Source organism: Paenibacillus vandeheii, assembly GCF_030433635.1.
In the GTDB taxonomy this organism is placed as follows: domain Bacteria; phylum Bacillota; class Bacilli; order Paenibacillales; family Paenibacillaceae; genus Paenibacillus; species Paenibacillus vandeheii.
This window is the reverse complement of the sequence record NZ_JAROCD010000014.1, coordinates 90,298-116,587: the sequence shown is the minus strand read 5'-3', so window position 1 is coordinate 116,587 and position 26,290 is coordinate 90,298. Positions and strand designations below refer to the sequence as shown.

At 49.9% G+C, this 26,290-nt stretch carries 24 protein-coding genes; 23 read left to right on the top strand and 1 reads right to left on the bottom strand.

Annotation, left to right across the window (positions count from 1 at the left end; translation table 11 throughout):
• Positions 1 to 512: 512 nt before the first annotated feature.
• The 4 genes from P5G61_RS25335 to P5G61_RS25320 all read left to right on the top strand — a co-directional run bounded on the left by P5G61_RS25335 (position 513) and on the right by P5G61_RS25320 (position 4,139).
• Complete coding sequence (locus P5G61_RS25335; RefSeq protein ID WP_301248993.1) at positions 513 to 1,463, top strand: glycosyltransferase family 2 protein; 951 nt, start codon at positions 513 to 515, stop codon at positions 1,461 to 1,463.
• 62 nt (positions 1,464 to 1,525) lie between these two features.
• Positions 1,526 to 2,641 carry a glycosyltransferase family A protein gene (locus tag P5G61_RS25330; RefSeq protein WP_301248991.1) on the top strand — a complete coding sequence of 372 codons (1,116 nt, stop codon included), beginning with the start codon at positions 1,526 to 1,528 and terminating at the stop codon, positions 2,639 to 2,641.
• On the top strand, positions 2,638 to 3,411 hold the full coding sequence (locus P5G61_RS25325) for a glycosyltransferase family 2 protein (protein ID WP_301248989.1): 774 nt from the start codon (positions 2,638 to 2,640) through the stop codon (positions 3,409 to 3,411). Before P5G61_RS25330 ends, P5G61_RS25325 begins: the two co-directional genes overlap by 4 nt.
• Positions 3,408 to 4,139, top strand: a complete 732-nt coding sequence (locus tag P5G61_RS25320; protein WP_301248988.1) for a sugar phosphate nucleotidyltransferase — start codon at positions 3,408 to 3,410, stop codon at positions 4,137 to 4,139. Before P5G61_RS25325 ends, P5G61_RS25320 begins: the two co-directional genes overlap by 4 nt.
• Positions 4,140 to 4,374: 235 nt before the next feature.
• Here the strand turns inward: P5G61_RS25320 and P5G61_RS25315 are convergent, their stop codons facing one another.
• Positions 4,375 to 4,701 carry a hypothetical protein gene (locus tag P5G61_RS25315; protein ID WP_301248987.1) on the bottom strand — a complete coding sequence of 109 codons (327 nt, stop codon included), beginning with the start codon at positions 4,699 to 4,701 and terminating at the stop codon, positions 4,375 to 4,377.
• Between the two features lie 193 nt (positions 4,702 to 4,894).
• On the opposite strand from P5G61_RS25315, the gene P5G61_RS25310 reads away from it, so the two are divergent.
• The 19 genes from P5G61_RS25310 (at position 4,895) to P5G61_RS25220 (ending at position 26,202) form a co-directional block, all read left to right on the top strand.
• Positions 4,895 to 5,659 (top strand): GT-D fold domain-containing protein, encoded by a 765-nt coding sequence (locus tag P5G61_RS25310; protein WP_301248985.1) that lies wholly within the window; start codon positions 4,895 to 4,897, stop codon positions 5,657 to 5,659.
• Between the two features lie 64 nt (positions 5,660 to 5,723).
• Positions 5,724 to 7,283, top strand: coding sequence for a glycosyltransferase family 2 protein (locus P5G61_RS25305; RefSeq protein ID WP_301248983.1), 1,560 nt, complete (start codon positions 5,724 to 5,726; stop codon positions 7,281 to 7,283).
• A gap of 316 nt (positions 7,284 to 7,599) precedes the next feature.
• Entirely contained in the window at positions 7,600 to 7,875 is a 276-nt protein-coding gene (locus P5G61_RS25300; protein ID WP_063566643.1) for a glutaredoxin family protein, read from the top strand.
• A gap of 320 nt (positions 7,876 to 8,195) precedes the next feature.
• A complete protein-coding gene (locus P5G61_RS25295) occupies positions 8,196 to 9,536 on the top strand; it encodes an LLM class flavin-dependent oxidoreductase (RefSeq protein ID WP_024632597.1) in 1,341 nt (446 codons plus the stop codon).
• A 106-nt stretch (positions 9,537 to 9,642) separates the two neighbouring features.
• Entirely contained in the window at positions 9,643 to 11,283 is a 1,641-nt protein-coding gene (locus tag P5G61_RS25290) for an ABC transporter substrate-binding protein (RefSeq protein ID WP_301248982.1), read from the top strand.
• Positions 11,284 to 11,325: 42 nt separating this feature from the next.
• Entirely contained in the window at positions 11,326 to 12,258 is a 933-nt protein-coding gene (locus P5G61_RS25285; protein ID WP_301248981.1) for an ABC transporter permease, read from the top strand.
• Between the two features lie 63 nt (positions 12,259 to 12,321).
• A complete protein-coding gene (locus P5G61_RS25280; protein ID WP_301248980.1) occupies positions 12,322 to 13,239 on the top strand; it encodes an ABC transporter permease in 918 nt (305 codons plus the stop codon).
• A gap of 24 nt (positions 13,240 to 13,263) precedes the next feature.
• On the top strand, positions 13,264 to 13,812 hold the full coding sequence (gene ssuE / locus P5G61_RS25275; protein WP_301248978.1) for an NADPH-dependent FMN reductase: 549 nt from the start codon (positions 13,264 to 13,266) through the stop codon (positions 13,810 to 13,812).
• Between the two features lie 286 nt (positions 13,813 to 14,098).
• On the top strand, positions 14,099 to 14,971 hold the full coding sequence (locus P5G61_RS25270; RefSeq protein WP_192270489.1) for a LysR family transcriptional regulator: 873 nt from the start codon (positions 14,099 to 14,101) through the stop codon (positions 14,969 to 14,971).
• Positions 14,972 to 15,040: 69 nt separating this feature from the next.
• On the top strand, positions 15,041 to 16,102 hold the full coding sequence (locus P5G61_RS25265; protein ID WP_301248976.1) for an LLM class flavin-dependent oxidoreductase: 1,062 nt from the start codon (positions 15,041 to 15,043) through the stop codon (positions 16,100 to 16,102).
• A 218-nt stretch (positions 16,103 to 16,320) separates the two neighbouring features.
• On the top strand, positions 16,321 to 17,436 hold the full coding sequence (locus tag P5G61_RS25260; protein WP_301249060.1) for an amidohydrolase: 1,116 nt from the start codon (positions 16,321 to 16,323) through the stop codon (positions 17,434 to 17,436).
• A 263-nt stretch (positions 17,437 to 17,699) separates the two neighbouring features.
• Positions 17,700 to 19,307: a nickel ABC transporter substrate-binding protein gene (gene nikA / locus P5G61_RS25255; RefSeq protein ID WP_301248975.1), complete on the top strand. Its 1,608-nt coding sequence runs from the start codon at positions 17,700 to 17,702 to the stop codon at positions 19,305 to 19,307.
• Positions 19,308 to 19,423: 116 nt separating this feature from the next.
• Complete coding sequence (gene opp1B / locus P5G61_RS25250) at positions 19,424 to 20,353, top strand: nickel/cobalt ABC transporter permease (RefSeq protein WP_301248974.1); 930 nt, start codon at positions 19,424 to 19,426, stop codon at positions 20,351 to 20,353.
• 1 nt (position 20,354) lies between these two features.
• Positions 20,355 to 21,239: a nickel/cobalt ABC transporter permease gene (gene opp1C / locus P5G61_RS25245; RefSeq protein ID WP_301248972.1), complete on the top strand. Its 885-nt coding sequence runs from the start codon at positions 20,355 to 20,357 to the stop codon at positions 21,237 to 21,239.
• Complete coding sequence (locus tag P5G61_RS25240) at positions 21,202 to 22,014, top strand: ABC transporter ATP-binding protein (RefSeq protein ID WP_301248970.1); 813 nt, start codon at positions 21,202 to 21,204, stop codon at positions 22,012 to 22,014. Before opp1C ends, P5G61_RS25240 begins: the two co-directional genes overlap by 38 nt.
• Positions 22,014 to 22,775 carry an ABC transporter ATP-binding protein gene (locus tag P5G61_RS25235; protein ID WP_301248969.1) on the top strand — a complete coding sequence of 254 codons (762 nt, stop codon included), beginning with the start codon at positions 22,014 to 22,016 and terminating at the stop codon, positions 22,773 to 22,775. The genes P5G61_RS25240 and P5G61_RS25235 overlap by 1 nt, the downstream gene beginning before the upstream one ends.
• Before the next feature lie 435 nt (positions 22,776 to 23,210).
• Positions 23,211 to 24,047, top strand: coding sequence for a histidine racemase CntK family protein (locus P5G61_RS25230; protein WP_301248968.1), 837 nt, complete (start codon positions 23,211 to 23,213; stop codon positions 24,045 to 24,047).
• Positions 24,048 to 24,074: 27 nt separating this feature from the next.
• On the top strand, positions 24,075 to 24,869 hold the full coding sequence (locus P5G61_RS25225; RefSeq protein WP_301248966.1) for a methyltransferase domain-containing protein: 795 nt from the start codon (positions 24,075 to 24,077) through the stop codon (positions 24,867 to 24,869).
• Positions 24,870 to 24,900: 31 nt separating this feature from the next.
• On the top strand, positions 24,901 to 26,202 hold the full coding sequence (locus tag P5G61_RS25220) for an opine metallophore biosynthesis dehydrogenase (RefSeq protein ID WP_301248964.1): 1,302 nt from the start codon (positions 24,901 to 24,903) through the stop codon (positions 26,200 to 26,202).
• Positions 26,203 to 26,290 lie beyond the last annotated feature (88 nt).

Here is a 26,290-nt window from a genome sequence, read left to right as displayed (position 1 = left end):
CAGGGGTCTTGTCCACTTGCGAAGCAGAAGATGTCTTACGGAGCCGGGGTGTTCGTTCCGGGTTCACATAACCAAACCTGAATTACGTATTGAACGGCATCACTCCTCTCAAGGTACATGCAGCCAACGCTAAAACAGTCTCCCGGATCATCCTGCTGCGAGCAGAATTAACCGAAGGTCAATTATCAGGATAAAAATAGAAATCGAAAGGAACACGTGTTCCTTATTAGGTTTTTTTTGTAAATATACTTCTTGCAACGTATAGTATCACAATGTAAAAGGTTGGAAAAGATGCAATTTTAAATTTTTTTTGAAATTGTGTCTGAAGTAGGGGAGCTGTAGCGGATTTCGAATATATTGGCGAATATTGTCTAAATAAATGGATTGACTGAGCTTGATGGCGGACAGAACCTGCTCGGTTCAAGGACATACGCCGTTTCCACTGCTCCATGAATACATAGAATAACGTGTACTCCCTTTGCATGCCGATGATGTACACCCGGGAGGTGACTGTGTTGCAAAAACGCGGCAATACCGCTTTTTTTGCAGCCAAATCGAATCTGGCACAAAGAAAAGCGCAATTAAAGAAACGCCGTTTGAAATCTGCATACAAAAAGGGTACAAAGGCCTATACGTACGTGATTTCACCCAAGGACCAAACGAAATTGCCAGCATTCGGAGATGAGCATGCGATGAGAGAGACACTTGCACAGGATTCGACGAACTCGCATAAACCACTGCTTTCGGTCATTATACCTGCGATGAATGAAGCCCGAACGATTGGTGCAGTTGTCCGCCAGGCGCTGCGTATATGCCGTGATGCTGAAGTGCTTGTTATTGTGAATGGTTCAACGGATGGAACGGCAGCGGCGGCAAAAAGGGCAGGAGCACAGGTGCTTCGTTATGCTGAAGCTTTGGGACATGATGCAGGAAGAAGAATCGGTGCAGCGGCAGCTCGTGGCAGGGTGCTGTTGTTCACGGATGCAGACATTCTAATTCCGGCAGAACATCTCGCGCCATATGTGCGAGCGATTCTGGATGGAACGGATGTGGCACTTAATGATTATAACGGGCCGGTGGCGCGTACCCCTGTTCACCCTGTGATAGAGGCAAAACATGCGCTGAACAGCATGCTCGCCAGACCTGATCTCCAAGGGGCTTCCATGACAGCCATTCCGCATGCATTAAGTCGCAGGGCACTTGAGGTAATGGGTACGGAAACACTGGAGATTCCACCGTTGGCACATGCAAAGGCGGTTATCAGCGGGTTGAAGGTGCGTGCTGTACATCATGTGCCTGTAGGCAAAATGAATGCAGTTCGAGTCAAGAAACGAAGCGGACCTGATCCGCTCAGTCAATTGATATGGAATGATCATCTGACAGCGATCAAGTGGATAACCGATACGCTTGGCCCACGTGGAGGGCATTCCGATCTGCAGCGTGTTCGTAGCCTGACGAGGTGAGCATGCTGCATAAATCAAGAAAGCGGCTTCGTCAAAAGAGGCAACATGCTGGAGGTGAGGAAATGAAGGAGCGTTCAGGGGGCGTCCGTCGTCAACGGAAAGCAGGCAGACGTACAACAAAGAACAGAACGAGAACCATGGGCAGGAAGAGCCCAACTAAATCGCCGCTAAAGAGTTCTGCAGCGAGCAGATCGACAACGAACAGGTCCGTATTGCATGAAGCATTCAACGCAGGGCAACGGTCCGGACGCAAGGCGCTGCACAATGAGCAATCGATTGAACAACATGTACGTTCGACATGGCAGGAGCATGAGGCTGCGATTTCAGCGGAATTAAGGGGCTATCCTGCTGCAATGCAGGCAGGGAAAGCTTTCATGCAGGGGTATGCTCATGCTGCTGGACGTCCATTGAATATCATACCACTTGCCCTTAACAAACCTGCCGCTGCGGTCGTCTGTGCCTGTAATGAGGAACTTACGCTGGGGCAAGTGCTCGTACAACTGAAACGGTTACCGCTGACGGATATCGTTGTGGTATTGAATGGAACAACAGACAACAGTCTAATGCAGGTGCTTGAACAGCCTGGTATCACGCTCGTATATGAACCTGACCGGGCGGGACATGATGTAGGCCGTGCACTGGGGGCCAAGATGACGGAGGCGGAGACCCTTCTCTTTGTGGATGGGGATATGGTCGTTCCGGCAGAGCAACTCGCCCCGTTTCTGTATGCAGTGGACCGGGGGGATGATGTGGCACTGAATAATCTTTCATCCCTTTTGCCTCCATTTGCCCGCCAGGATGAAGTGAGCCGGATCAAAGCATATCTCAACCATGTGCTGAACCGTTCGGATCTGGGTTCCAATTCGTTGACGGCCGTACCCCATGCCCTCTCGCGCAGGATGATCCAGATCGTAAAACCACAGGCCCTGGCCGTTCCTCCCAAGGCGCAAAGTCTAGCCATTCAGCACGGATTAAAAGTGACAGCGCCCAGTCAAGTCGATGTCATTCGTTCCAATCGTCTGCGTTCCACCAATACGGGCAGCGGTAACGAAGTTGCCCGATTGATCATCGGCGACCATCTGGAGGCGATTGCAACCTGGCTGGATATGGGCGGCAATACGTCTCAATCCCGGTCCATTTCCCGTGTCGAAGTGGCCTACAGGAGGAATGCCAGATGACACTGACGAGTATCATTATTCCGACGTACAACGGGCTGGACCTGCTGAAGCCATGTATCGATGCCATTCGAAAATATACCGATCATCATACGTCATATGAAATTATCGTTGTGGATAATGGTTCGGTTGACGGAACGGCAGCGTATTGTGCCCGGGAACGAATTCGTTTTGTCCGGCTGCCGGATAATCGGGGTTTTCCGGCGGCTTGCAATGCCGGACTCCGTGCAGCCTGTGGTGATGAGCTGTTGCTGCTGAATAATGATGTAACGGTTACCGCCCGCTGGCTTGAAAACTTGCGGGCTGCCCTCTACAGTGATGCAAACATTGGCATTACAGGTCCGGTGACCAATTATGCAAGTGGAATCCAGCAGGTGGAACTGGAGTTCCGGGACATGGACCATTTTCAGGAACTGGCTGCTGCCAACAATATAGTCGATGCTTCCAGGTGGAAGGAAGTCAGACGGATTGTCGGCTTATGCATGCTCATTCGGCGAAGTGTGATGGAGGACATTGGTGTGCTTGACGAAGCCTATTCGCCGGGACACTATGAAGATGACGATTATTGCTACAGGGCCTGTCAGAAAGGGTATCGTTTGCTGGTATGCGGGGATGTACTTGTACATCATCGCGGCAGCGCGAGTTTCCTGAAGACCGATCCTGTGGCATGGAAACAGTTGCTTGAGCGCAATCGATCCATTTTTATCAACAAATGGCATGTCGATCCCCTTAAATATATTGAGACATCCGATGAAGGAGGGATAGTGGAATGAAAGGTGTAATTCTTGCAGGCGGAACCGGAACACGACTGTATCCTCTGACCCGGCTGATTAACAAGCATCTGATTCCAGTCGGCAAGCACCCGATGATTATGTATGGCATCGACAGACTCCGCCAGGCAGGCATAGAAGAAATATTGATTGTCATCAACAAACATTCCGCTGGCTTATACACGGAGTATTTGGGCGGTGGAGCAGATCATGGCGTCAAGCTCACGTATCGGATTCAGGAAAAAGCAGGCGGAATTGCTGAAGCATTGGATCTGGCGACTTCGTTCATCCTCCCTGGAGAAAAATTTGTTGTTCTGCTGGGTGATAATCTGTTTAGCGACGATTTGAAGCCTTATGTGGATCGGTATTTGCAGCAGCCTGCGGGTACGGCTCGTGTTTTGCTTAAAGAAGTGGACGATGCACGGCGGTATGGGGTGCCGGTGTTTGATCCACAACATCCGGAACGAATCTCATACATTGAGGAAAAACCGAGCGATCCGAAGACCTCTTATTGTGTTACTGGCATATATATGTATGATGACCATGTATTTAATCTTATCCAACGCATTGCCCCTTCAGCACGCGGTGAACTCGAAATTACGGACGTGAACAATCATTATGCAGCGGCTGGAGGACTGGAATACGATATTTTGCAAAAATATTGGAGTGATGCAGGGACGTTCCAATCGCTTCAGGAAGCAGCCATCCGCATGAAGGGACAACTGCCCTAAAATATATGCGCCTGATGCTGCCGCTGTGAGAGGTCCCTTGAGAGCAGAACAACCTGCGCCGGAGCCGGAAGAATGCTCCGGCGCTTTGTGCAGCGGCGGCACTCCTCGTGCATGCCAAGGGAGGGAATGCCGTGAGAGCAGCAAAACGCAGCGACAAGAGTAGGAAGAAGACACCGGGCAGTCATGTCGGCTCCTTGCACGTATTTGTGGGAGTGCAGCCCATAGCGGGCTCAGATCACGGATGGGGAAACAAAGGCTTGAAGCCAAGAGCTGTGGAGCTCACAGGAATAGAGCACAAGCTTCTTGCAGAACCGAAAGGCAAAGCCGGCGGGCGTAAAAGTGCAAGACGTCGTGGGAGCGCAGGAGCGCGAGCACGAACAGGGGCAAAAGCAGGCGAAGCCCGGGGCAGTGCAGGTGCACGAGCAAAAACAGGCGAGCGTGCAGGCGTGAGCCGTGGCAGCAAAGGTGCGCGAGCCAAAGCGGGCCAGCGCGCAGCTGCAGGCCGCAGGCATGCTGCGCCGCGCAGCGGGCGGGCCGCAGGCGCCCGCCGCAAACCGCGCACGGCTGCGCAGCGCTTTCCCGCCCCGCAGCAAGCGACACACCGGCACGGTGGTGTCGCTCCCGCGGGGCGGGAAAGCGCTGCCGCGCATGCGGGCAGCGCAAGGGCACTTGCGCCTGCGCAGCCGGCTGCAGCGCCCGAGAGCGGCTACGCCGAGGGCTTCCGCGACGGCGTGTTCGCGGGCGGGGAGGCGCTGGTGGCGCAGCACATCCCGCCCGATCATATTCTGCCTGCCGTGGCGGCGGCAGATCTGATCGAGGCGGGATTCCGCCAGTATGCGCCCACCCTGACCCGGCTGGCCAGCCCTCATGAGATGGCTGGCCACATCCAGGGGGCGCTGGATACGCAGCGCCCCCTGTCCGTCGTTCGCCTCGGAGATGGCGAACTGCTGACCCTGGCAGCCGATACGGTGCTGCCCGGCGAGCAAGTGCAGGAGCTGGCACCGTTTCTGCCTTATGCAGGGGTGCCGCGCTCCACCCCGGACATCCGCTCTGCGCTCGCGGAAGCCATTCAAGGCGCCGATTGGGTAGGCGTACCCATCTCACGTGCGCCCACTTTTCAAGGTCTGTTATTTCCAGTATTGCGGCATTTCGGCATTGACTGGTCCCGTCTGAACCTGACCAGTTCCACGATTAACTACAGCCTGCATCAGTCGGGTCTGTTGTTGCCCGTGATACATGGCCGCCGGGTGCTGCTGATTGGAAGCCAAGCTGCTGAGCTAGGAGCGTTGTTGAACGGTCGTGGCGTTCATGTGACAGGTATCATCGGTGCAGTGGAGGGGGTTGCGGATATCCCGAGGGTGATGCAGCAGACTGCGGAGCATTCATTCGATATCGCTCTTGTAGCGGCAGGAATTCCAGCCGTCATTCTGTGTCGCCGAATCGCTGGTGAGCTGGGGCGGGTTGCCATCGATTTTGGACATTTGGCTGACAAATTGGTTATAGGAGAGCTTCAGCTCTAATGGACGGTCTGGTGCGATGTTCATCGTAACGCGCATTGGGATGAGGGGAAATGGAGGAAGCAACATGAGCACATCAGGCAGACGTTCAAAGCAGCGGAAAGCATCGTCATCCGAAACCGTTGTTTTGCACTCAGCTCGAAGTCGTAGTGGAAGGAAGACTAGACGTCAAGGCTCAGGTAAACGGGCAGCCAAGAACGCAAAACTGTATAAGCAGGGCTACCGTAGAGGTTACGATGAGGGCGTGAGGCAGGGAGAAAGCTCATTCGGGCTGGTATTCGAAGGGGTAAGCATTATTATTCCGACGTACAACCAGCGCGAATATGTCCTGCAATGTGTGTCCAGTATTGAAAAGCATACACCTGCGCCTTATGAAATTATTGTTGTGGATAACGCGTCCAAAGATGGCACGGCGGAAGCCATGCTTCGCAAAGGTGGTATGGTAAGGGTCGCTGCACTGGATAAGAATCGCGGTTTTGCCGGCGGTGTCAATCATGGACTGATGATGGCGAGAGGCCGACACATTGTCGTGCTGAACAATGATACGCTGGTCACTCCAGGCTGGCTGGATAACATGATGTCCTGTCTTGACAGTCATCCCGAGATGGGGGTCGTGGGCCCGGTTACCAATTACATTGGTGGAGATCAGCAGATCGAAGTCCCGTACACAGATGTGGAGGAGATGTGGTCTTTTGCAGCGCAGCATAATCGTCCAGATGCCAGTAAACATCGGGAGACCGATAGGCTGGTCGGATTCTGCTGGCTGTTCTCTCGGGAATTACTGGAGCGGGTAGGTTATCTCGATGAAGGCTACGCTGTGGGTAATTTTGAAGATGACGACTGGGTCATCCGGGCGAGGCTGGCGGGATACAGGCTGGCGGTAGCCGGGGATGCCTTCATACATCACTACGGAAGTGTAAGCATGAAGGCGCTGGAAGAACAGGATTATGTAGTGGTGAATAAGGATAACGAACAGTTTTACACTCAAAAATGGGGAGATCCCCATGCACTCGTTGCCGAAACTTCCCGGCTCACGCTGCATTCGAAGGTGTCGACCGGTCAGCAGGAGAGCACGACACCCCTTGGTAAGACGGAGTCCTCTGACCTGCGACAGCGCATTTCCACCAAGGGCAGCAGCGATGTAATGCATAAGCTGAGACGCAGCACGGACTTTTACCCGGAGGGCTGTTTCATCACGGATATCAAGGGCGATGTTTACCGACTGATGCATAGACAGCGACGCAAGCTGAACATTCCCGTTCCACGCGGCATTTCTCCCGTTCTGGTTGCCAAACCGGACCTGCTAGGCGTACCTGCAGGTGAGCCACTGGTATCTGGGGGTGAGGTGCAGGGCTGGCCCTTTGCAAGAAGCCATGTTCATGCTCAACCGGTTGAAGGCAACCGCAATGCGCTGGAGGAAGGCATGATTATTGCCGCAACGAATGAACGGGATGTATGGTATCAGATGAGTGGCAATAAACGCAGGAGGTTTGTAACCCCTTATGCTGCGGAACGATGGGGCGTGCAATCCGGGCATGTCGTTCATGTATCTGCTAACCAATTGCGTTTAATCGAAGAAGGCTGGCCCATCATTGCTCCTCCCCAGCTTTTGAACGAAGATTTGTAATGACGGGGTCCGGCAGCCTTGTATATCGGTTCGACAGCATGATGCGGAATGTGATGTACAGCGTATCGTTACGCTATACATCCTTTCCGCATCCGAACTTTACATAAATTACGAATTATGAAATGTAACGACTTTTTTCAAATTTAAAATTTAATCTTTCTATCCTCTTATAGGTTTATTCTATTGGCAGATCCATTGACGCTTGAAGAGGTGAGGAGTACATTTATAGCCATAATTCTTATTTAACAGATAGGAATGAATGGTCTGGGTGGTGATCCATCCTGATCTGACAATGAATCAATCAGGAGGTATGCCGATGTCTTCTACATCGAAAAAAGTAGTGCTTTGGAGCAAAACAGGCTGTCATTTTTGCGGGGAGGTCAAGGCATTTCTTACGGCCCGCAACCAGCCTTTCGAGAACATCGAAGTGCAAGGCAATGATGTGCTGAGGGATGTGCTTGAAGCCAAATATGGCATTCGCCATGTGCCTGTCATTGAGGTGGGTGGAGACGGCAAGTATGAAGCATTGCTTGAGCCTGATTTGGAGAAACTGGCGGAACTTCTCGCCCAGCCCGATGAAGCAGCAGTCTGACCGGAAGTGTCGGATCTCTTGATAAAGCAGTTTTCGGCTGCTGGCTGCTGAAGTCTATCATTTCAGTTTGCAGCAGTCGGGAACTTTAAGGCATCTTTAAGTCGTCATCTATCTTCTTATTCAGATCTCCAATCCTTATATAGAAAAGTTCTATAAGTAACGCTGTTGACCGATGTGCGGGGCAGTGATAAGCTTTGTGAAATTAAAACTGACCAAACTCATAGGAATAGTTAACTTTTGTTTTTTTATTCGTAATCCATATCAGATCCGACTTAAGAAAATTTCTTGATATATCCTAATCCAAGGAAGGCGGAATATATATGACGGCTCAGCGCAGTTTGAAATTTGGAGCGATTGTCCACGGTGTAGGAGGCAGCATGACGACTTGGAGACACCCGGAGATCCAACCGGATGCCAGTGTGAATTTTGAGTTTTACAAACGACAGACGTTGAAGGCGGAGGAAGGCAAATTCGATCTCGTTTTTATCGCTGACGGTCTTTATATTACCGAGAAATCCATACCTCACTTCTTGAATCGATTTGAGCCCATCAGTTTATTGTCCGCCCTGGCCGCGATTACGTCACGGATTGGTCTGGTTGGAACACTGTCCACCTCCTATAGTGATCCATTCACAGTCGCCAGACAGTTCGGTTCACTTGATCTGATCAGTAATGGCCGCGCTGGTTGGAACGTTGTTACTTCCCCGCTTGAAGGTTCGGCCAAAAACTACAGTAAAAGCAACCATCCAACCCACCCGGAGCGTTACCGAATTGCAACGGAATATTTGCAGGTAACCAAAGGCCTGTGGGATTCGTGGGAAGACGATGCCTTTGTAAGAGACAAAGAGAGCGGTGTTTTCTTCGATCCATCCAAGCTGCACACACTCAATCATGAAGGAGAGTTCTTCTCCGTTCAGGGCCCCCTTAACATTGCCCGTTCACGGCAGGGGCAGCCGGTCATTTTTCAGGCAGGTTCTTCAGAAGATGGCAAGACTCTTGCTGCCAAGGAAGCGGATGCTGTCTTCACGGGACATGATTCAATCGAGGATGCACAGGCCTTTTACAAAGATGTCAAAACCCGTGCAGCTGCTTATGGACGTTCCGCACAGGATATTGTCATTTTGCCAGGAATTAATCCGATCATTGGACGGACAGAAGAGGAAGCGGAACAGAAATATCAGGAAATTGCCAGCCTGGTCACCATCGATAAAGCACTAGACTATCTGGGACGTTTCTTCGAGCATCATGACTTCTCCCAATATCCGCTGGATGAACCGTTCCCTGAGCTGAATGGCATTGGCAGCAACAGCTTCCGCAGCGGTACCGACAAAATCAAGCGGGATGCCAAAGAGCAGGGATTGACGCTGCGCGAAGTAGCCCTGCGAGCTGCAACACCGAAGAGCAAATTCCTCGGAACACCGGAGCAGGTGGCTGACCAGATTCAAGAATGGTTTGAAGCGGAAGCGGCAGATGGATTCATTATTCATTCCGAACTGCCGAGTGGATTGTCCGATTTTGTAGAGCTGGTTGTTCCGATTCTGCAAGAGCGCGGCATCTATCGCACCGAATACGAGCATGACACATTGCGTGGCAATCTCGGGGTGCCAATTCCGGTGAATCGTTACACGGCTGCACGGGAGCAAGTCGGAACCGAGGCGTAAGAAACTGGGGAGCTGGAAATCGGCACAGTCAAGGAATAAGGCGTAAATTAGTAAATCAATAATTCAACGAATCAATGACACCTGTATACACAGAGGGGGAAGCTATATGAACAGGTCTATCTCATGGATGAAATATATGGCATTGGCGGCAGTAGTGGTGCTGGTATTATCCGGTTGCGGAGCAGCAGGTAACTCGAACAGTACAGTCCAGGCTTCCGGTGGGGAGCAGGCAGGGCAAGCAGAAGGTGGAAATCTAACCTACGCACTCGCCACATCCCCGGATACGCTGGACCCGCATCGAAGTGGCCTTGCCGTAACCGTACGTGCGATCCGGACGATCTATGACAATCTGGTGGTCCAGCTGCCGGATGGTTCCATTAAACCTTGGCTCGCCAAGGAGTGGAGTGTATCGGAGGATGGCAAAAGTTATACGTTCAAGCTGCGTGAAGATGTGAAGTTCCATGATGGCACACCATTTAACGCGGAAGCCGTGAAGTTCAATCTGGATCGGGTGATCGATCCGGCCACCAAAGCCGCCAATTCCCTTGCCCTGATTAGACCTTATAGCTCCTCGGAGGTCATTGATGAATACACCATCAAGGTGAATCTGGAACAGCCTTCGCAAGCCTTTCTCGGCAACTTGAGTCAGGCACTGCTAGGGATTGTGTCTCCTACAGCTGCCAAGAAATACGGTGACCAACTGGGCAAAAACCCGGTAGGGACTGGTCCGTATACCTTCGTGAAATGGGATGAAAATGCGGATATCGTTGTCGCCAAGAACAAGGATTACAACTGGGCTCCGGAAACCGTTGAAAATGAAGGTGCCCCTCATTTGGATACGATTACGTTCAAAATTGTACCGGAAGAAGCAACGCGCATCGGCAGTGTGCAGAGTAAGCAGGTACTTGCCGCCGAGACCGTTCCGCCGCAAAATATTGCTGCGTTGAAGAACGATCCGAACCAGCAATTGCTGCAGGCGAATACCGTTGGTTTGCCGTATACCCTCTTCTTCAATCTGCGCAAAGCACCTTGGGATGATGTGAAAGTCAGACAGGCGGTGCAATCTGCGGTTGATGTGGAATCCATTGTGAAGACATTGTATCTGGGCAACTATGAACGAGCGTGGTCTGCACTGTCTCCGGGAATTCTCGGTTACGATGCCTCCCTGGAAGGAAGTATCAATCCGGATATTAACAAGGCCAATCAGCTGCTTGATGAGCAAGGCTGGGTCAAGGGAGCAGATGGCATTCGTGAAAAAGATGGTAAGAAGCTGACCCTGCATTATGTGGACGGTTCGCCGAACCGGGAGAAGCGTAACGACATTGCTGCGATTATTCAGCAGCAGCTCAAGCAGGTGGGTATAGCTGTTGAAGTGGAAATTACGAAGGACATTGCTACGGTCGTCTATCAGAACTGGGATTATGATCTCTACGGCAACAGCCAGGTCAACTCTGATCCGAATGCACTCTACGCTTTTTATCATACGAGTGCAGAAGGTGAACGTCCGACGCTTTCCGGCTTATCCGATCCGAAGATCGATAAGCTGCTGGAAGAAGGAGCGGTGGAGACTGATCCGGATAAACGAGTGGATATCTATAATCAGATTCAGCAGGATCTGATCGATCAGGCTGTCATTCTGCCGATCTATGTGTTCCCTTATACGGTGGCTGCATCCAAATCGGTGCAAGCCATCAAGTTTGATTCACTCGGATATCCGCTCTTTAACGATGTTTGGATTCAGCCATAAAACGTACCGTCAATTATGCAGACAGGAAGGAGACGACCCGGTATGGTGCAAACGGTACTGACAAGACTTGCTACATCGCTTCTGGTTATTTTCGGAGCCTCGGTGCTGGTGTACTGCATCATGTATCTGCTGCCGGGTGATCCGGTCCTGCTCATGCTGGACCCGTCATCGGCAACACCCGAGATGATTGAGAACCTGCGGGTTCAGCTTGGTCTGGATCAGCCGTTTTACATTCAGTTTGCCAACTATTTCGGAGACATGCTGCGCGGGGATTTCGGTAAATCCATGATCAATTCCGACCCAGTTCTGCCCAAAATACTGGAGCATTTCCCTGCCACACTGGCGCTGACCGCGCTCAGCCCGATCATAGCGATAACCATCGGCATTACGCTCGGTGTACTGTCTGCCATTCATCGTAATGGCGTGATTGATTTCATCGCCCGCCTCGTTGGATTGTTCGGTATCTCGATGCCGACCTTCTGGACCGGCATTCTGTTGATTTTGTTGTTCTCGGTCCAGCTCGGCTGGTTCCCGGCGATGGGTTCCGACGGATTCGGTTCATTGGTGCTGCCTGCTGCAACACTGGGCCTCGTCGGTGCGGGTTTCATCGTACGTATGGTGCGTAACAGCATGCTGGAAGTGGTGAATGAACCGTTTATCGTAGCATTGCGAGCGAAAGGTCTTTCACAGCGAGCTATTATGTACGGTCATGCGCTGCGTAATGCGCTGATTCCTGCGGTGACGGTGATCGGCATGTTGATTGGTGATCTGCTCGCCGGAACCGTCGTGGTGGAAACGGTCTTTTCCAGACAGGGCATCGGCAGAATCATCGCGGATGCGTTGATGGCCAAAGACCTGCCTGTTGTGCAGGGCGTAGTTTTTTTCACAGCGATGATCTATGTCGTGTTGAATTTACTGGTGGATATCTCTTATGCGTACATTGATCCCAGAGTTAGGCGTGCAGTCCGAACGTAATGAACGTGATGGCGGATGGAACAGTCTGAAACATTTGGACGCGAGTGAGGAAGGAGGAGTCTTATGAGCATGAAACCATTGGTGGGTGACAAAAAAGGTTGGACCGGCAGAACAGGGCGTTTACGCCTGTGGAGTCGCCGTCCCCTGCGTCACCGCGTCTCATTCGCGGTATCCCGTTTATTCTTTTATGCAGCGTTGCTGGTTGTGGTATTTACCGTCACTTGTGCGATTGTGCCCGGCTGGATTGCCCCTTATGATCCTACTCAGATGATGACGGATGCCATTCTGCAGGCTCCCTCTGCTGCGCACCTGTTTGGGACCGATTATTTTGGCAGGGATATCTTCAGTGTAGTTGTGCATGGCAGCAGGGATTCACTGCTGATTGGATTTGCCTCGGTGCTGGTGGGTGGTCTTGCGGGCAGTGCCCTTGGCATTATTGCGGGCTATGCAGGAGGAGTTTTGGACACCATCACCATGCGGGCCGTCGATATTCTGATGGCTGTTCCAGGCGTGTTATTGGCATTGTCCGTTGCGGCAGCACTGGGACCTGGACTGCTTAACATTGCACTGGCTGTTGCGATATCCTCCATTCCGGGGTATGCACGGGTGATGCGTGGGCAGGTCATGTCCGTTAAAGGTTTGCCTTTTATTACAGCTACACGTTCACTTGGGGGCTCCAATGCCCGTATTTTCTGGAAACATGTACTGCCTCATTCGTTGTCACCATTGCTGGTTATGGCGACGCTGGGCGTAGGGACCTCTATTCTGACAGGCTCCGGGCTCAGTTTTCTCGGACTTGGCGTATTGAAGGAAATTCCGGATTGGGGAGCGCTGCTCTCGCAAGGAAGAGGTTATCTCACGGTTGCCTGGTGGATCTGTACGTTCCCGGGACTCGCAATTACCATGTTTGTGCTGGCGGTTAATCTGATTGGAGACGATATTCGCGATCGGCTTGACCCCAAAGTAAAAGGAGCGGCTTGACCGCTATTCCAAGGAGGAATCATAATGTCACATGTCGTTATTATTGCCGGAGCGCCTTCCAAACGTTCGCGACTGACAGGACTTACGGAGTACAGCAGCAATAAATTAAGAGAGGCGGGCATTACCGTTGAGGTGATTCATGTGGCTGACCTGCCAGCGGAGGATCTGGTGCAGGCCAAGTTTGATAGCTCATTCATTCGCGATGCACTCGCTGTTGTTGAAACCGCGGATGCAGTCATCGTCGCAACGCCGGTATACAAAGCGTCGTACTCAGGCGTGCTGAAGCTGTTCCTGGATCTGATTCCACAGGAAGGGCTGCGGGGCAAGCTGACTCTTCCATTGGTCATCGGCGGCTCGATCGCCCATCTACTCGCCATCGATTATGCATTGAAGCCTGTTCTGGCAGCACTTGGCGGCAGACATATTCTCGGCGGAGTATATGCGGTTGATCAGGGAATTGATCGACTGGATGACGGAAAATATGAGCTCTCGGCGGATATTACTACGCGATTGGATCGTTCCCTGGAAGAATTGATATTGACTCTGGAAAAGAATGGGTTTACGATATCGTAAAACCAAGTAAGTTCATTGGATAAATGGATATAAAAATTGAAATACACAGACACACAAGAACGTAGAGGACAGAAAAAACCTGAAGAAGCGGAGCTAAAAGCTTTCTGAAAGAAAGCTGCATCGGAAGCATACCCTTCGCCTTTATCCACATATTTTACCCTTTGTAAAAGTGAATTCAAAAAAATCTGGGGATAACAGCGATCGGAAGGTTGTTCTGTCATCGGAGTGGCAAGTGTAAATCATCTTCGTTCAATTCGTATATATAAACTGGATTCGGGGGGCGCTTATGAATATTGAGAACATTGAAGCATTTGTATACATCAATCATTACGGAAGCTTCAATAAGGCTGCCGAGGTACTCTTTTTGTCCCAACCTTCTGTCACCGCTCGTATTCAGTCCCTTGAACGTGAACTCGGCTGCAAATTGTTTGACCGACTGGGCAAGCAGATTGTGCTCACGGAAGAAGGAAGAAAATTCCTCCCCTACGCCCAGCAGGTGCTGCAAGTGATTCAGAAGGGCAGACAGAAGATCCAGCAACGCCGTACGACGCCCGATGCACTGCGACTCGGCAGTACGGTATCCGTATCCAACTATGTCATTCCGGACTTTCTGCCCAAAATCAAGGAAGCATATCCTGAGGTCAGCATGAAGCTGACGACAGCAACGACAGACCAATTGGTCGCCAAGCTGCTCAATCAGGAGATTGATCTGGCGTTTGTGCGCAAGGTCATGCACCCGGCGATCCGTACAGTTGCCTTTTATGAAGATCCAATCCAGCTTTACGTTTACAAAGGACATCCGTTTATAGAACGTGGGCATGTCAGTATGGAAGCGATCCGGAATGAGCGGCTGGTCTTTTTCGAATGTGGTTCACTGGACTGGCTGCGCATTCACCGGGCCTTTGACTCGCTGGAACATCCACCGGATATTACATATCATGTCGATCATTCGGAAACGGCGAAGAAACTGGTTATGCAGGGGGCAGGCATTGCTTTTCTGCCTGGGTTAACGGTGCAGAAGGAAGTACGGGAGCAGGAACTGTTCCCCATTCAGGTGCACGAGGTTGCCGGTGTATCGTTGCAGATCAGCGTCGTTACGTTAAAAGAAGAACATTCGCCTTTTGCAGAGCCTTTCGGGGAATTGCTGCGGCAGTTATAGAGCGTCCATTAAGGAAGCAGGAAGGATTTTAATAAGTCAGGTTCGGCATGATCGAAGGAGGAGAATAGGATGGGTATTCGTGTTGGCATATTGGATCAAACTCCGATCTACGAAGGGGAGACGCCGATAGATGCTTTTCGGCATACGATTGAATTGGTACAGCGGGCTGAACAGCTTGGATTTCATCGGTTCTGGGTATCGGAACATCATGATTCAGGCCATGTCGCAGGCTCCTCACCCGAAGTGCTCATTTCCCATTTGCTGGCGCATACGGAGCGGATTCGTCTCGGTTCTGGCGGGGTAATGCTCCAACATTATAGTCCTTACAAAGTGGCTGAAAACTTCAATGTGCTCTCTGCACTTGGCCCGGGAAGAATCGATCTGGGTATTGGACGTGCGCCGGGGGGATTGCCCCGCTCCACACAGGCATTACAGCAAGGAATTCAGAAGGCCGCTTCCCTAAAAGATAAAATCAATCAGGTGAAGCAGTTCCTTCATAATGAACCGCATGAAGAGGAAACACATCCTTTGGCAGGCTTGAGCGCTGCACCGTTATCCGAAGTCCCCGCCGAGCTATACGTGCTTGGGGCAAGTATCGACAGCGCTGGCATGGCGGCAGAACTGGGACTGCCTTATGTATTTTCATTGTTTATTAATAGCAATACGGAGGTCGCTCTGGAGGCTTTGCGTATTTATCGAGAACAGTTCGACCGTTCACAAGGGCGGGAGCCGTATGCCATCCTCGCTATATCATTAATTGTGGCGGAGAGTGCGGAAGAAGCTGAAGAACTGGCAAGTGAACATATGCTGGTCAAGATCCATCTGGAGAATGGCAAGATATTGACCGTTGGTTCCGTGGAGCAGGCGGAAGAATTCGGACGGCAATCGAACGAGAAGTATCGGATCGAGATTCTGGAGCCAAGTGTGACAAGAGGTACGAAGGAAACGGTTGGTCAGGCTCTGGCGAAGTTCCAGCAGGATTTTGCCGTGGATGAACTGATTGTCACCACAGCCACACGTGATTTTGCCAAGCGTATGCGTTCATATGAATTGCTGCGTGAGGCATTGGATGAGCAGGGGCTGGGCGAATTCGCGAATGAATCGACACCTGCGCAAGCGGTGATCGGTTAGGCATATATATGGTAGAGAGCATACCTGCTAAAGTGAAATGAAGACACCCGTGTATTATAATTATTCCATCTTACATGGCATATACGATGATAATAGGAGGCAATGTCGTGAGCAGTGATCTGAAACAGCCTGAGCAACAGGCAGAGCAAGAAGAACAGAGCCGCAAGCATGAACTTGACGTTGGGCAGGATGAAGAATTCGCAGAACATTTAACGGCGATCCGCCGACATTTACATCGTAATCCCGAGCTATCCGGAGAGGAACGGGAAACGACAGAAGCCATTCGGGGTTGGCTGGTGGAGGAAGAGGTACGGATTGCAGATGAATATTCGCTGCGAACAGGCCTCATCGCTGAAATTGGTGAGGGTGATGGTCCTGTCGTGGCGTTGCGCGCAGATATTGATGCCCTGCCGATCCAGGAAGAGACGAAGCTGGAGTATGCCTCGCAAGTTGCTGGCCGGATGCACGCCTGCGGTCATGATGCACACACCGCCATTCTGATTGGTGCTGCGCGATTGTTGAAACAGCGTGAGTCCCATCTTCAGGGCAAGGTTCGTTTGATTTTCCAGCCTTCGGAGGAGAAAGCGACGGGGGCACGGCAGGTGATTCAGAGCGGAGCGCTATCCGAGGTCCGGGCTATTTTTGGTTTGCATAACAAACCGGATCTGCAAGTCGGTACGGTAGGTATCCGTGAAGGGGCGCTGCTCGCAGCGGCAGATGGTTTTGTGGTTAAAGTAGAAGGTGTCGGAACGCATGCGGCAGTGCCGGAAGCAGGCATTGATCCCATTGTGGTCGCTTCCCATATCGTGACCGCACTTCAGTCCATCGTCAGTCGCAATGTCGGAGCACAGGAGAGCGCTGTAATCAGTGTGACCAAAATCAACAGCGGCACCGCCTGGAACGTCATTCCCGAAGAAGCCATCTTGGACGGCACCGTGCGTACCTTTGACGAGAAGGTTCGTGCCCGGATTCGCGAGCGTTTCAACCAGGTGGTTACGGGTGTTGCAGCAGCCTACGGGACACGCGCTACGGTGCGCTGGATTCAGGGACCACCTGCAGTGTTCAACGATGCGTCCTTGGCTGCTGCGGCTGAGCAGGTGGCAGGTGAAATTGGGCTGAACAGTATCCGACCGCTACCATCTCCGGCGGGCGAAGATTTTTCCTTTTACCAAAAGGAGGTCCCGGGTCTATTCCTCTTCCTCGGAACGTCAGGTCCGCATGAGTGGCATCATCCTGCATTCGATGTGGACGAACGGGCGCTGCCGCTTGGCGCACATCTTCTGGCAGCGCTGGCTGAACAGGCACTGCAAAAGTTGCAGTCAAACGGCGGATAACCGATAACAGCAATCGGAAGATTGTATTGTTCTGTCATCGGAGTGGCAGTGTAAATATTTTTAGTTTAACTAATACAATACAATTGCGAATGGATGCAAAAAACGGTGACCTCAATTAGGTGACCGTTTTTTGTTTCCGTATTTTTAATTTGGTAGTTGTGGTTCTTCACATTGTATGCTACGATTCTAATCGTAATTATTACTATTATAATACGTAATCATTACTTACTTATCTAACTTCATGAGGGAAAAGGAAGGGAATCATGCATACATCACGCAAGGTTTACACACTAGCTTTATTAATTTCGCTCCTGCTAGTATTATCGGCTTGCTCCGGGATAGAAGCAGGGAACGAAGCACAAACCTCCAAAGTTTCCAACGACGAATTGGTCTTTGCCAGCACCAAGGATATCCGAGATATCAATCCCCATCTATACGCGGGAGAGATGCCGGCTCAGAATATGGTATTTGAATCCCTTGTAATTAATACGCCGGAAGGCATTAAGCCTGCACTCGCGGAGAAATGGGATATATCAGAAGATGGCACAACGTATACCTTTTATTTACATAAAGATGTTCAGTTTTCGGATGGGGAGCCGTTTAATGCCGAAGCCGTGAAGATGAATGTCGATGCCGTGCTGGAAAATGTCGAGAAGAACTCCTGGCTGAATCTGGTTGCCGAGATCAAGGAGACGAAAGTGATCGATGACGCTACGTTCCAGATTGTACTGAAAGACCCGTATTACCCGACATTGGAGGAATTGGGGTTAACTCGTCCGTTTCGCTTCATCTCACCGAAAAGCTTTATTGACGGTACAACTGCGAATGGAGTCAGCAGTTATGCCGGAACAGGGCCATACATTTTAACAGAGCACAAGCAGGACCAGTACGCGATATTTACGGTCAATGAAAATTACTGGGGAGACAAACCGCAGATCCAAACGATTAAGTGGAAAGTCATGCCTGACCATCAAACGATTCTGCTTGCCCTGGAAAAGGGAGAAGTAGACCTGTTATTCGGTTCGGACGGTGACATGGTGGACAATGAATCGTTCAAAGTGTTGACGGATCAAGGGAAATACAGCACGGTCATCAGTCATCCGGTTGGCTCACGTGCGATCGTTCTTAATACCAACCGCTCAGCAACTCAGGAGCCCCAAGTGCGTGAAGCGCTGATGTATGCTATTAATAAACAAATCATCGCGGAAGGCATACTGAACGGTACGGAACAAGTAGCAGATACGTTGCTCTCCACTTCGGTTCCGTACGCTGATGTGGGCCTTGAAGGTGTGCAGTATGACATGAACAAAGCAAGCGATCTGCTTACGGCGGCTGGCTGGGCTGCGGGCTCGGATGGTTATCGGTACAAGGATGGGAACAAGCTTGAACTGACGATCTATTACAATTCCGATAATGCACAGGAGCGGACCATTAGTGAATCCATGCAAAACGATCTGAAGCAGGTCGGGGTAGCGTTGAACATTGTTGGCGAGGAAAAGCAGGCCTATCTGGACCGTCAGAAAACGGGCGAATTTGATCTGATGTACTCCCTCTCCTGGGGATTGCCGTATGATCCGCAAACGTATGTCTCTTCCTGGAGGGTTCCCTCCCACGCCGATTATCAAGCCCAGTTGGGGCTGGGGAAAAAAGAGTGGCTGGATCATACGATTACAGACCTGATGGTCGAGCAGAATGAGGAACAGCGCCAAAACATGTACAAAGAGGTTCTAACGTATATTCATCATGAAAATGTATATATTCCACTGACCTATTCGGTTACCAAAGCCGTTCATATCAAGGCGCTTCAGGGTGTGGGCTTTAACGTTTCCCAATACGAAATTCCGTTTGAGAAGATGTACTTCGAAGAGTAATCAGGAATTTTAAAAATTCATTAGGAAAGTCAGGAAGCCTCGCTCATCCTCTTCCATTTGCGAAGTTGTGAAGCGAGGTTTCCTTATATATGGATGAAGTAGAGAGGAGGATCACCTTGGGCAGGTACGTCATAAAACGAATATTAGCCATTATTCCCGTGCTGATCGGTATTTCATTTTTAGCATTTATTCTGATCCATTTGCGAACCAGTGATCCGGCTGAAGTGGCGCTGCGGGTGAATCAAGTTACGCCGACACCGGAAATGGTGGATGCCATGAGGGAAACACTAGGTTTGGATAAACCGTTTCTGACCCGTTACGTGGATTGGATCAGCAACAGCATTCAGGGGGATTTCGGCATTAGTTACGTCAACCAACAATCGGTTGGAGAGCAGATTGCACGAGCCCTTCCAGCCACATTAAAGCTATCGGCTGTTGCCCTCGTTATCATTCTGACGATAAGTATTCTGATTGGTGTGCTCAGTGCCATTTATGAAAATAGGTTAGTGGATCGTTTGATGCGTGCATTGGTCTTTATTGGCACAGCCATGCCGAGCTTCTGGATTGGCATTCTGCTGATGTGGTTATTTGCCGTGAAGCTGAATTGGTTCCCCACGAGTGGCATGGAACAAGCAAGCTCAGTCATCCTGCCGGCAACGACACTGTCCCTGGTATTCATCTCCACTTACGTCAGGCTGATTCGCAACAATATGGTACAAAACAAAACGGAGAACTACGTGTTGTACGCTCGTGTCAGAGGATTGAAGGAACGGACGATTATCTGGAAAGTGTTCCGAAATTCACTTCAATTATCGATTACGGCGCTGGGCATGTCGATTCCGAAGTTAATCGCGGGTACGGTCATTGTGGAAAATATTTATGCATGGCCAGGCATTGGGCGTCTGTGCGTTACCGCGATTTTCAATTCGGATTTTCCGATTATTCAAGCTTATATTCTGATTATGGGTGTGATGTTTGTCGTCTGTAATCTACTCGTGGATCTTCTGAATTCAGCTCTGGATCCCCGGATAAGAAGGGAGGGGTAACATGATGTTCTGGAAGCGTTTGGTGTCCGATAAAATGGCAGTGTTATGCATGATTACGATCGCACTTGTGGTCGTCGCTGGTGTTGGCGCACCCTGGTTCGCACCGCATGATCCCACGAGTCTAAACATTATGAACAAATATGCAGGGATCAGTCTGGAGTATCCATTGGGTACAGATCAACTCGGCCGCTGTAATCTGTCACGTCTTCTTTATGGCATTCGTACAACGATCCTGTTTGCTGTAATTACAACCGCGATTACAATTACGATCGGAACCCTGCTGGGCATCATATCGGGTTATTTTCGCGGCAAGGTGGATGAAGTCATTATGCGAATCTGTGACATGATGCTCTCCTTTCCGGCAGAAGTGATGATTCTGGCGATTGTCGGTATTCTCGGTCCAGGCCTGCTAAATGTCGTCGTCGCCAATATTATCGCCAAATGGGCATGGTACACCCGGATGATTCGTACAACAGTTATTCAATACACGGACAAGAACTATATTCGCTTTGCCAAAGTCTCGGGATGCGGGACGGGTCATATTATGAGAAAACATGTGCTGCCGGGTGTCTCCGGCGAAGTCGCTGTCTTTGCGACGCTGGATACGGGCTGGGTAATCCTCAATATATCGGCGTTGTCTTTCCTTGGTCTGGGTGTACAGGCACCTACGCCGGAGTGGGGCATGATGCTGAATGATGCAAAAAATGTAATGATCACACATCCAACGCAAATGCTTGCGCCTGGATTGGCTATTTTGCTGGTCGTGGCTGCTTTCAACTTTTTGGGAGACAGCCTGCACGCGGCAATGAATCCGAAAAGTTATATGCAGAAGAAGGGAGGCCGGTTAAATGTCTTTGTTAGAAGTAAAAAATCTGTCCATCACTGACAGCAGAACCGGTATGCCCATCGTGCAAAATCTAAGCTTTGCGTTGCAGTCCAATACCTGCCTTGGCATTGTGGGCGAGAGTGGAAGCGGAAAGTCCTTATCCACGAAAGCCATTCTGGGGTTGGCCTCTCCCTGGCTTGAAATTAGTGGAACAGCCCTTTATCAGGGCAAAGATCTATTACAGCAAACCGGGGAAGAACTCCGAAAGATCCGCGGACAGCGTATTTGCATGATTTTACAGGATGCGATGACGGCGTTTAACCCGCTCGAACCGATTGGGAAACAAATGATGGAGACCTTTCGAGAGAACCTTCGAATCTCCAAAAAAGAAGCCAGACAACTGGCGGCGGATGCCTTGCATCGTGTTCATATTCTTCAGCCTGAGCAGGTGCTGCAAAAGTATCCGCATCAATTATCAGGGGGCATGCTGCAAAGAGTAATGATCTCCATTGCCATGATGCTGGAACCTGACATTATCATCGCCGATGAGCCGACAACCGCACTGGATTCGATTAACCAGCGTGCAATTGTTAAGCAATTCAAGCAACTTCGCGAAACGATGGGTATGTCCATCATTTTCATATCGCATGATTTAGGTGTCGTGCAGTATTTGGCGGATGATCTTATCGTTATGCGAGATGGGGAATGCGTCGAGCAAGGAAAGGCGAATGACGTATTTTCGAATCCTCAGCATGAATTTACACAGTTTCTGATCCAGACCCGAATCAAGCTGTCCGAGCCTTTTCAGGCTTCCATGGAAGCAGGTGTGCAGTAATGCTGGTCGAAGTGAATCATCTGTCCAAAAGCTATCCCAAATCGGGTGGTTTCTTTCGGAAAGAGAGAACAGAAATTCTGAAAGATATTCATTTTGAGATCCGTGAAGGTGAATGCCTGGGTCTGATTGGAGAGAGTGGAAGTGGGAAAAGCACGCTAAGCCGCCTGATTCTTGGATTGGAGAAACCAACACAAGGTGAAGTTCGGATTGAGGGGATGGTTGTTTCCCAATGGATGAAGAAGAATAAAGGGAAAATAAGCGTTGTTTTTCAGGATTATACGTCTTCAGTCAATGGCAAATTCATCGTGCGGGATATCATAGCTGAACCCTTGGTTGCACTGGGTGATATTGCGGATCTGGATGACCGGGTCAATGACCTGCTCGCGAAGGTGGGGCTTCCTCATGCGGTGATGCACAAGTATGCTCATGAACTGAGTGGCGGGCAATTACAGCGGGTGTGTATCGCCCGCGCAATCTCAACCCGTCCGAAATTTCTGGTGTTGGACGAAGCACTTAGTTCTTTGGATGTCTCCGTCCAGGCGCAAATCCTGGAGTTGCTGCGCACTTTGCAGCATGAAATGAACATGACCTATCTCTTTGTTGCACATGATCTTCAGGCTGTGGCGAATCTGTGTGACCGGGTACTCTTTCTCTATCGGGGAACGATTGTGGAGGAGCTTGAACGAAATCGTCTCTCGGATGCCACCAATGATTATGCTAAAGCATTGCTGGCATCTGTTATGCCTTTTAGAAGTCGCTGATGAACCTCCAATTGTATACGTTTGGCTAAATAGAGTTGACGCAAATACGTCAGCTCTGTTCCTGTTTGAACATAAAATAACAGTCGTGACGCTCTCTTTTTGATATGGAAATATTTGTTGACGCTCCCAAGTAGGATGTGCTATATTTTTCTCGAATGATAATCGTAATCATTACTATTAATGGCGTTTTATATAAATTAACTAAACATTTACACATGAACGTAGAGGACAGAAATAACCTGAAGAAGCGGCGCGTTCGCCTTTATCCCCGGATTTTCCCCTTTGAAAAAGGGAATCCAAAAAAATCTGGGGATAACAGCGATCGGAAGGTTGTTCTGGCATCGGAGTGGCTAGTGTAAATATTCTTTAGTTCAATTTGTATAGCAATGTGAACTCAGGCTTAATTCCATATCAAGAATAGGAGTAGCGGCTGCGATGAAACAGGAGATCGATTTTATCAAGTTCAATCCCACGCAAAATATGACGGTTCTGGTGAAAACGGATCATCCGGCTGAGACATATCCACACATTGCCGCCCAAATTATGTCCTATGACAATGTGTACGCTGAACAAGTGGGGTTCATTGGGGGAGCAAAAAAGCAGGAGGCGGCTGCCCATTTGGAAATGGCCGGGGGAGAGTTCTGCGGGAATGCCTGCATGGCCTTGGCCGCGTACATCGCGTCCGAAGAAGAGCTGGAATCGTATGAGTTTACAGAAATCATGTTGGAAGTCTCGGGAACAGACCAATTAATCCGCTGTCAGGTGAAGAAGCAGCAGCAGAATGAGTATTTCTGTCAGGTAACGATGCCGGTCCCTCATCAAATTGAACAGCGAACGATCAAGTATGAGGGAACAGACATGGATATGGTGATCGTGCGGTATCGGGAGTTCATTCATATCGTCATTGAAGTGGAAGCGTTTGATGAAGCGATGAGAAAGAGGGCACAAGCTCTGGCGCGATTACTCGGATTAACCTTGGGGGATAAGCTGATTGGCATTTTATTATACAACTCCCAATCCGATGAGCTGGCACCGCTCATCTTTGTCCCGCGGCTGGATAGTCTGATCTGGGAAAGGGGGTGCGGTTCAGGTACAGCCTCCGTGGGAGCCTATCTGGCATGGAGCAGGCAAGGGGAGATCGTTCAGCATATCAAGCAGCCCGGTGGTGCGATTAAAGTAATGGCTGAGTGGAATGGAGCAGAGCTTGAACGAATTACGATCGAAGGATCTGTTGGAATTGTAGCACAGGGCAAAGCGTTTATAGATGCATGACCATGACGAGTTACAGGAGGAAAAGGAATGGAGACATTGATTGATTTTCAAGCATGCTTGAGTGAATTTTCCGGGAAATTCGATGAGTTGGCAGGCAGATATGATCATACGGTTCAGCATAGCTCCGAGCTGGAGGCTTTAATCGATGACTACTCCACGTTTATAACAGACAAGCAAAATGAACGAATCTGGGAACAACTCGATCGTCAGGAATCTGGCAGCATGCATCAGCTTGTCCTTGATCTGAGAGACAAGTCTGCACGATGTGTGGCGATTATGGAGAAATATCGGGCATTGAAGCTGCAAGACGGAGATGTGGAAATCGCGGATTATTTCAGAAACATCGAAGAATGTATTGAAAAAGAGTTTGGCAGCTCTTATGTCACTTCGGACTCCAAAGTGCTGCTGATCGGCTCCGGGGCATTTCCGATGACGCCTTTGTTTATCGCCAAGCGGACAGGAGCGAAGGTAGTCGGCATCGATATTGACGATGAAGCCATTACACTCGGGAAGCAGGTTGTGGAGAAGCTGGGTGCGGGCTTGAACATTCATTTGCAGCAGACATTAGTGCAGGACCTAGCTTTTACAAAAGAAGCCACGCATATCATTTTCAGTTCCACGGTTGCCAACAAATATGATCTGCTGGATCAATTGCATGCATTGACGAATGAACATGTAGTGGTGGCCATGAGATACGGTAACCAGTTAAAGTCGTTGTTCAATTATCCAATGAGAGAGACCGACAGCAGCAAGTGGAATATGATCGACAATATTCTGCGTCCGGATGATGTATTCGATATTGCGTTATACCAAAAAGCATAGCTCGCTTGAGCTGGTGAAAAGGGAGGCTTATATGAGCGGATTTCAGAAAATCTTGTTGCTTGGAACAGGTCCGGCATCCATTCAGCTGGCGGTAACGCTCAAAAAGCAATTCAGCTGCACCTTAGGCATCGTGGGAAGAGAATCGGTGCGTTCAGAATCTTTTTTTGAGGCCATTCGGCAAACGGACGGATTCATTGGGGCAAGCATTCAAAATGAAAAGCATCGACCTTTGGCCGGTGAGTGCTTCATTGACCGGGTGTTTAAGGGATATGAGAGCATAGAAGGAGAATGGGATACACTTATTTTGGCCGTGACAACCGATGCTTACATCGATGTACTGAAACAAATGAATGACAACTTCATCAAACAAGTGAAATTCATTATTTTGGTCTCCCCAACCTTTGGCTCCAACCTGCTGGTAAAGCATTATGTGAGACAGCTACATGCGGACACCGAAGTGGTCAGCTTCTCTACCTATTTGGGGGATACCCGCTGGATGCACGACCAACCGTCCAATCATGTGATTACAACAGGCGTCAAGAAAAAGGTCTACATTGGTTCTACTTCAACACCTTCCGAACATGTGGACAGACTGTGCAAGATGTACGAGCACTTGGGCATTGCACTGGAAGTCATGCCATCTGCAATCGAGGCGGAAACGAGAAATATTTCTTTATATGTGCATCCGCCGCTGTTCATGAATGACTTTTCATTGGATGCCATTTTCGGAGCGTCAGACATTCGGAAATATGTATACAAAATTTATCCCGAAGGTCCGGTAACCCAATATTTAGTTCGGGACATGCGGGCGCAGTGGAATGAAATTATGACGATTACGGATCGACTTCGTATCCAGGGTGTCAATCTGCTGCAATTCATGACGGATGATAATTATCCAGTCCGATTGGAGAGTTTATCGCGTCAGGATATCGAGAATTTTAATCAATTGCAGGACCTTCATCAAGAATATTTATTATACATACGATACACCTCGCTATTGATTGATCCCTTTTCGGAACCGAGTCCGGAGGGCAAGTATTTTGACTTTTCGGCTGTTCCCTTCAGGAAGATGTTCATCAATCAGGATGGAGCTTTGGACATTCCCAGAATGCCCAAGGAGGATTATTACCGCATCAAAATCATACAGGGCATTGCGAGACATTTACAGGTAAGCTGCCCAACCATCGATAGGTTTATTGACACATATGAGGCGAAGCTTCAAGAAGTCGCTCGCGCTCACCCCGATCAGAGTCTATCGGATGCCTTTGTCGTTCAATCTTTCGATGAAGACATTCGGATGATCTGCTCAGGTCTGGCAAGCAGCAGGGTCTAATTACAGCTCAATCTATATAAGTGAACCTGAATTTTACATCATAACGGAGAGTGCAGAACCAATCTGAAGAAGCAAAGCGTTCGCCTTT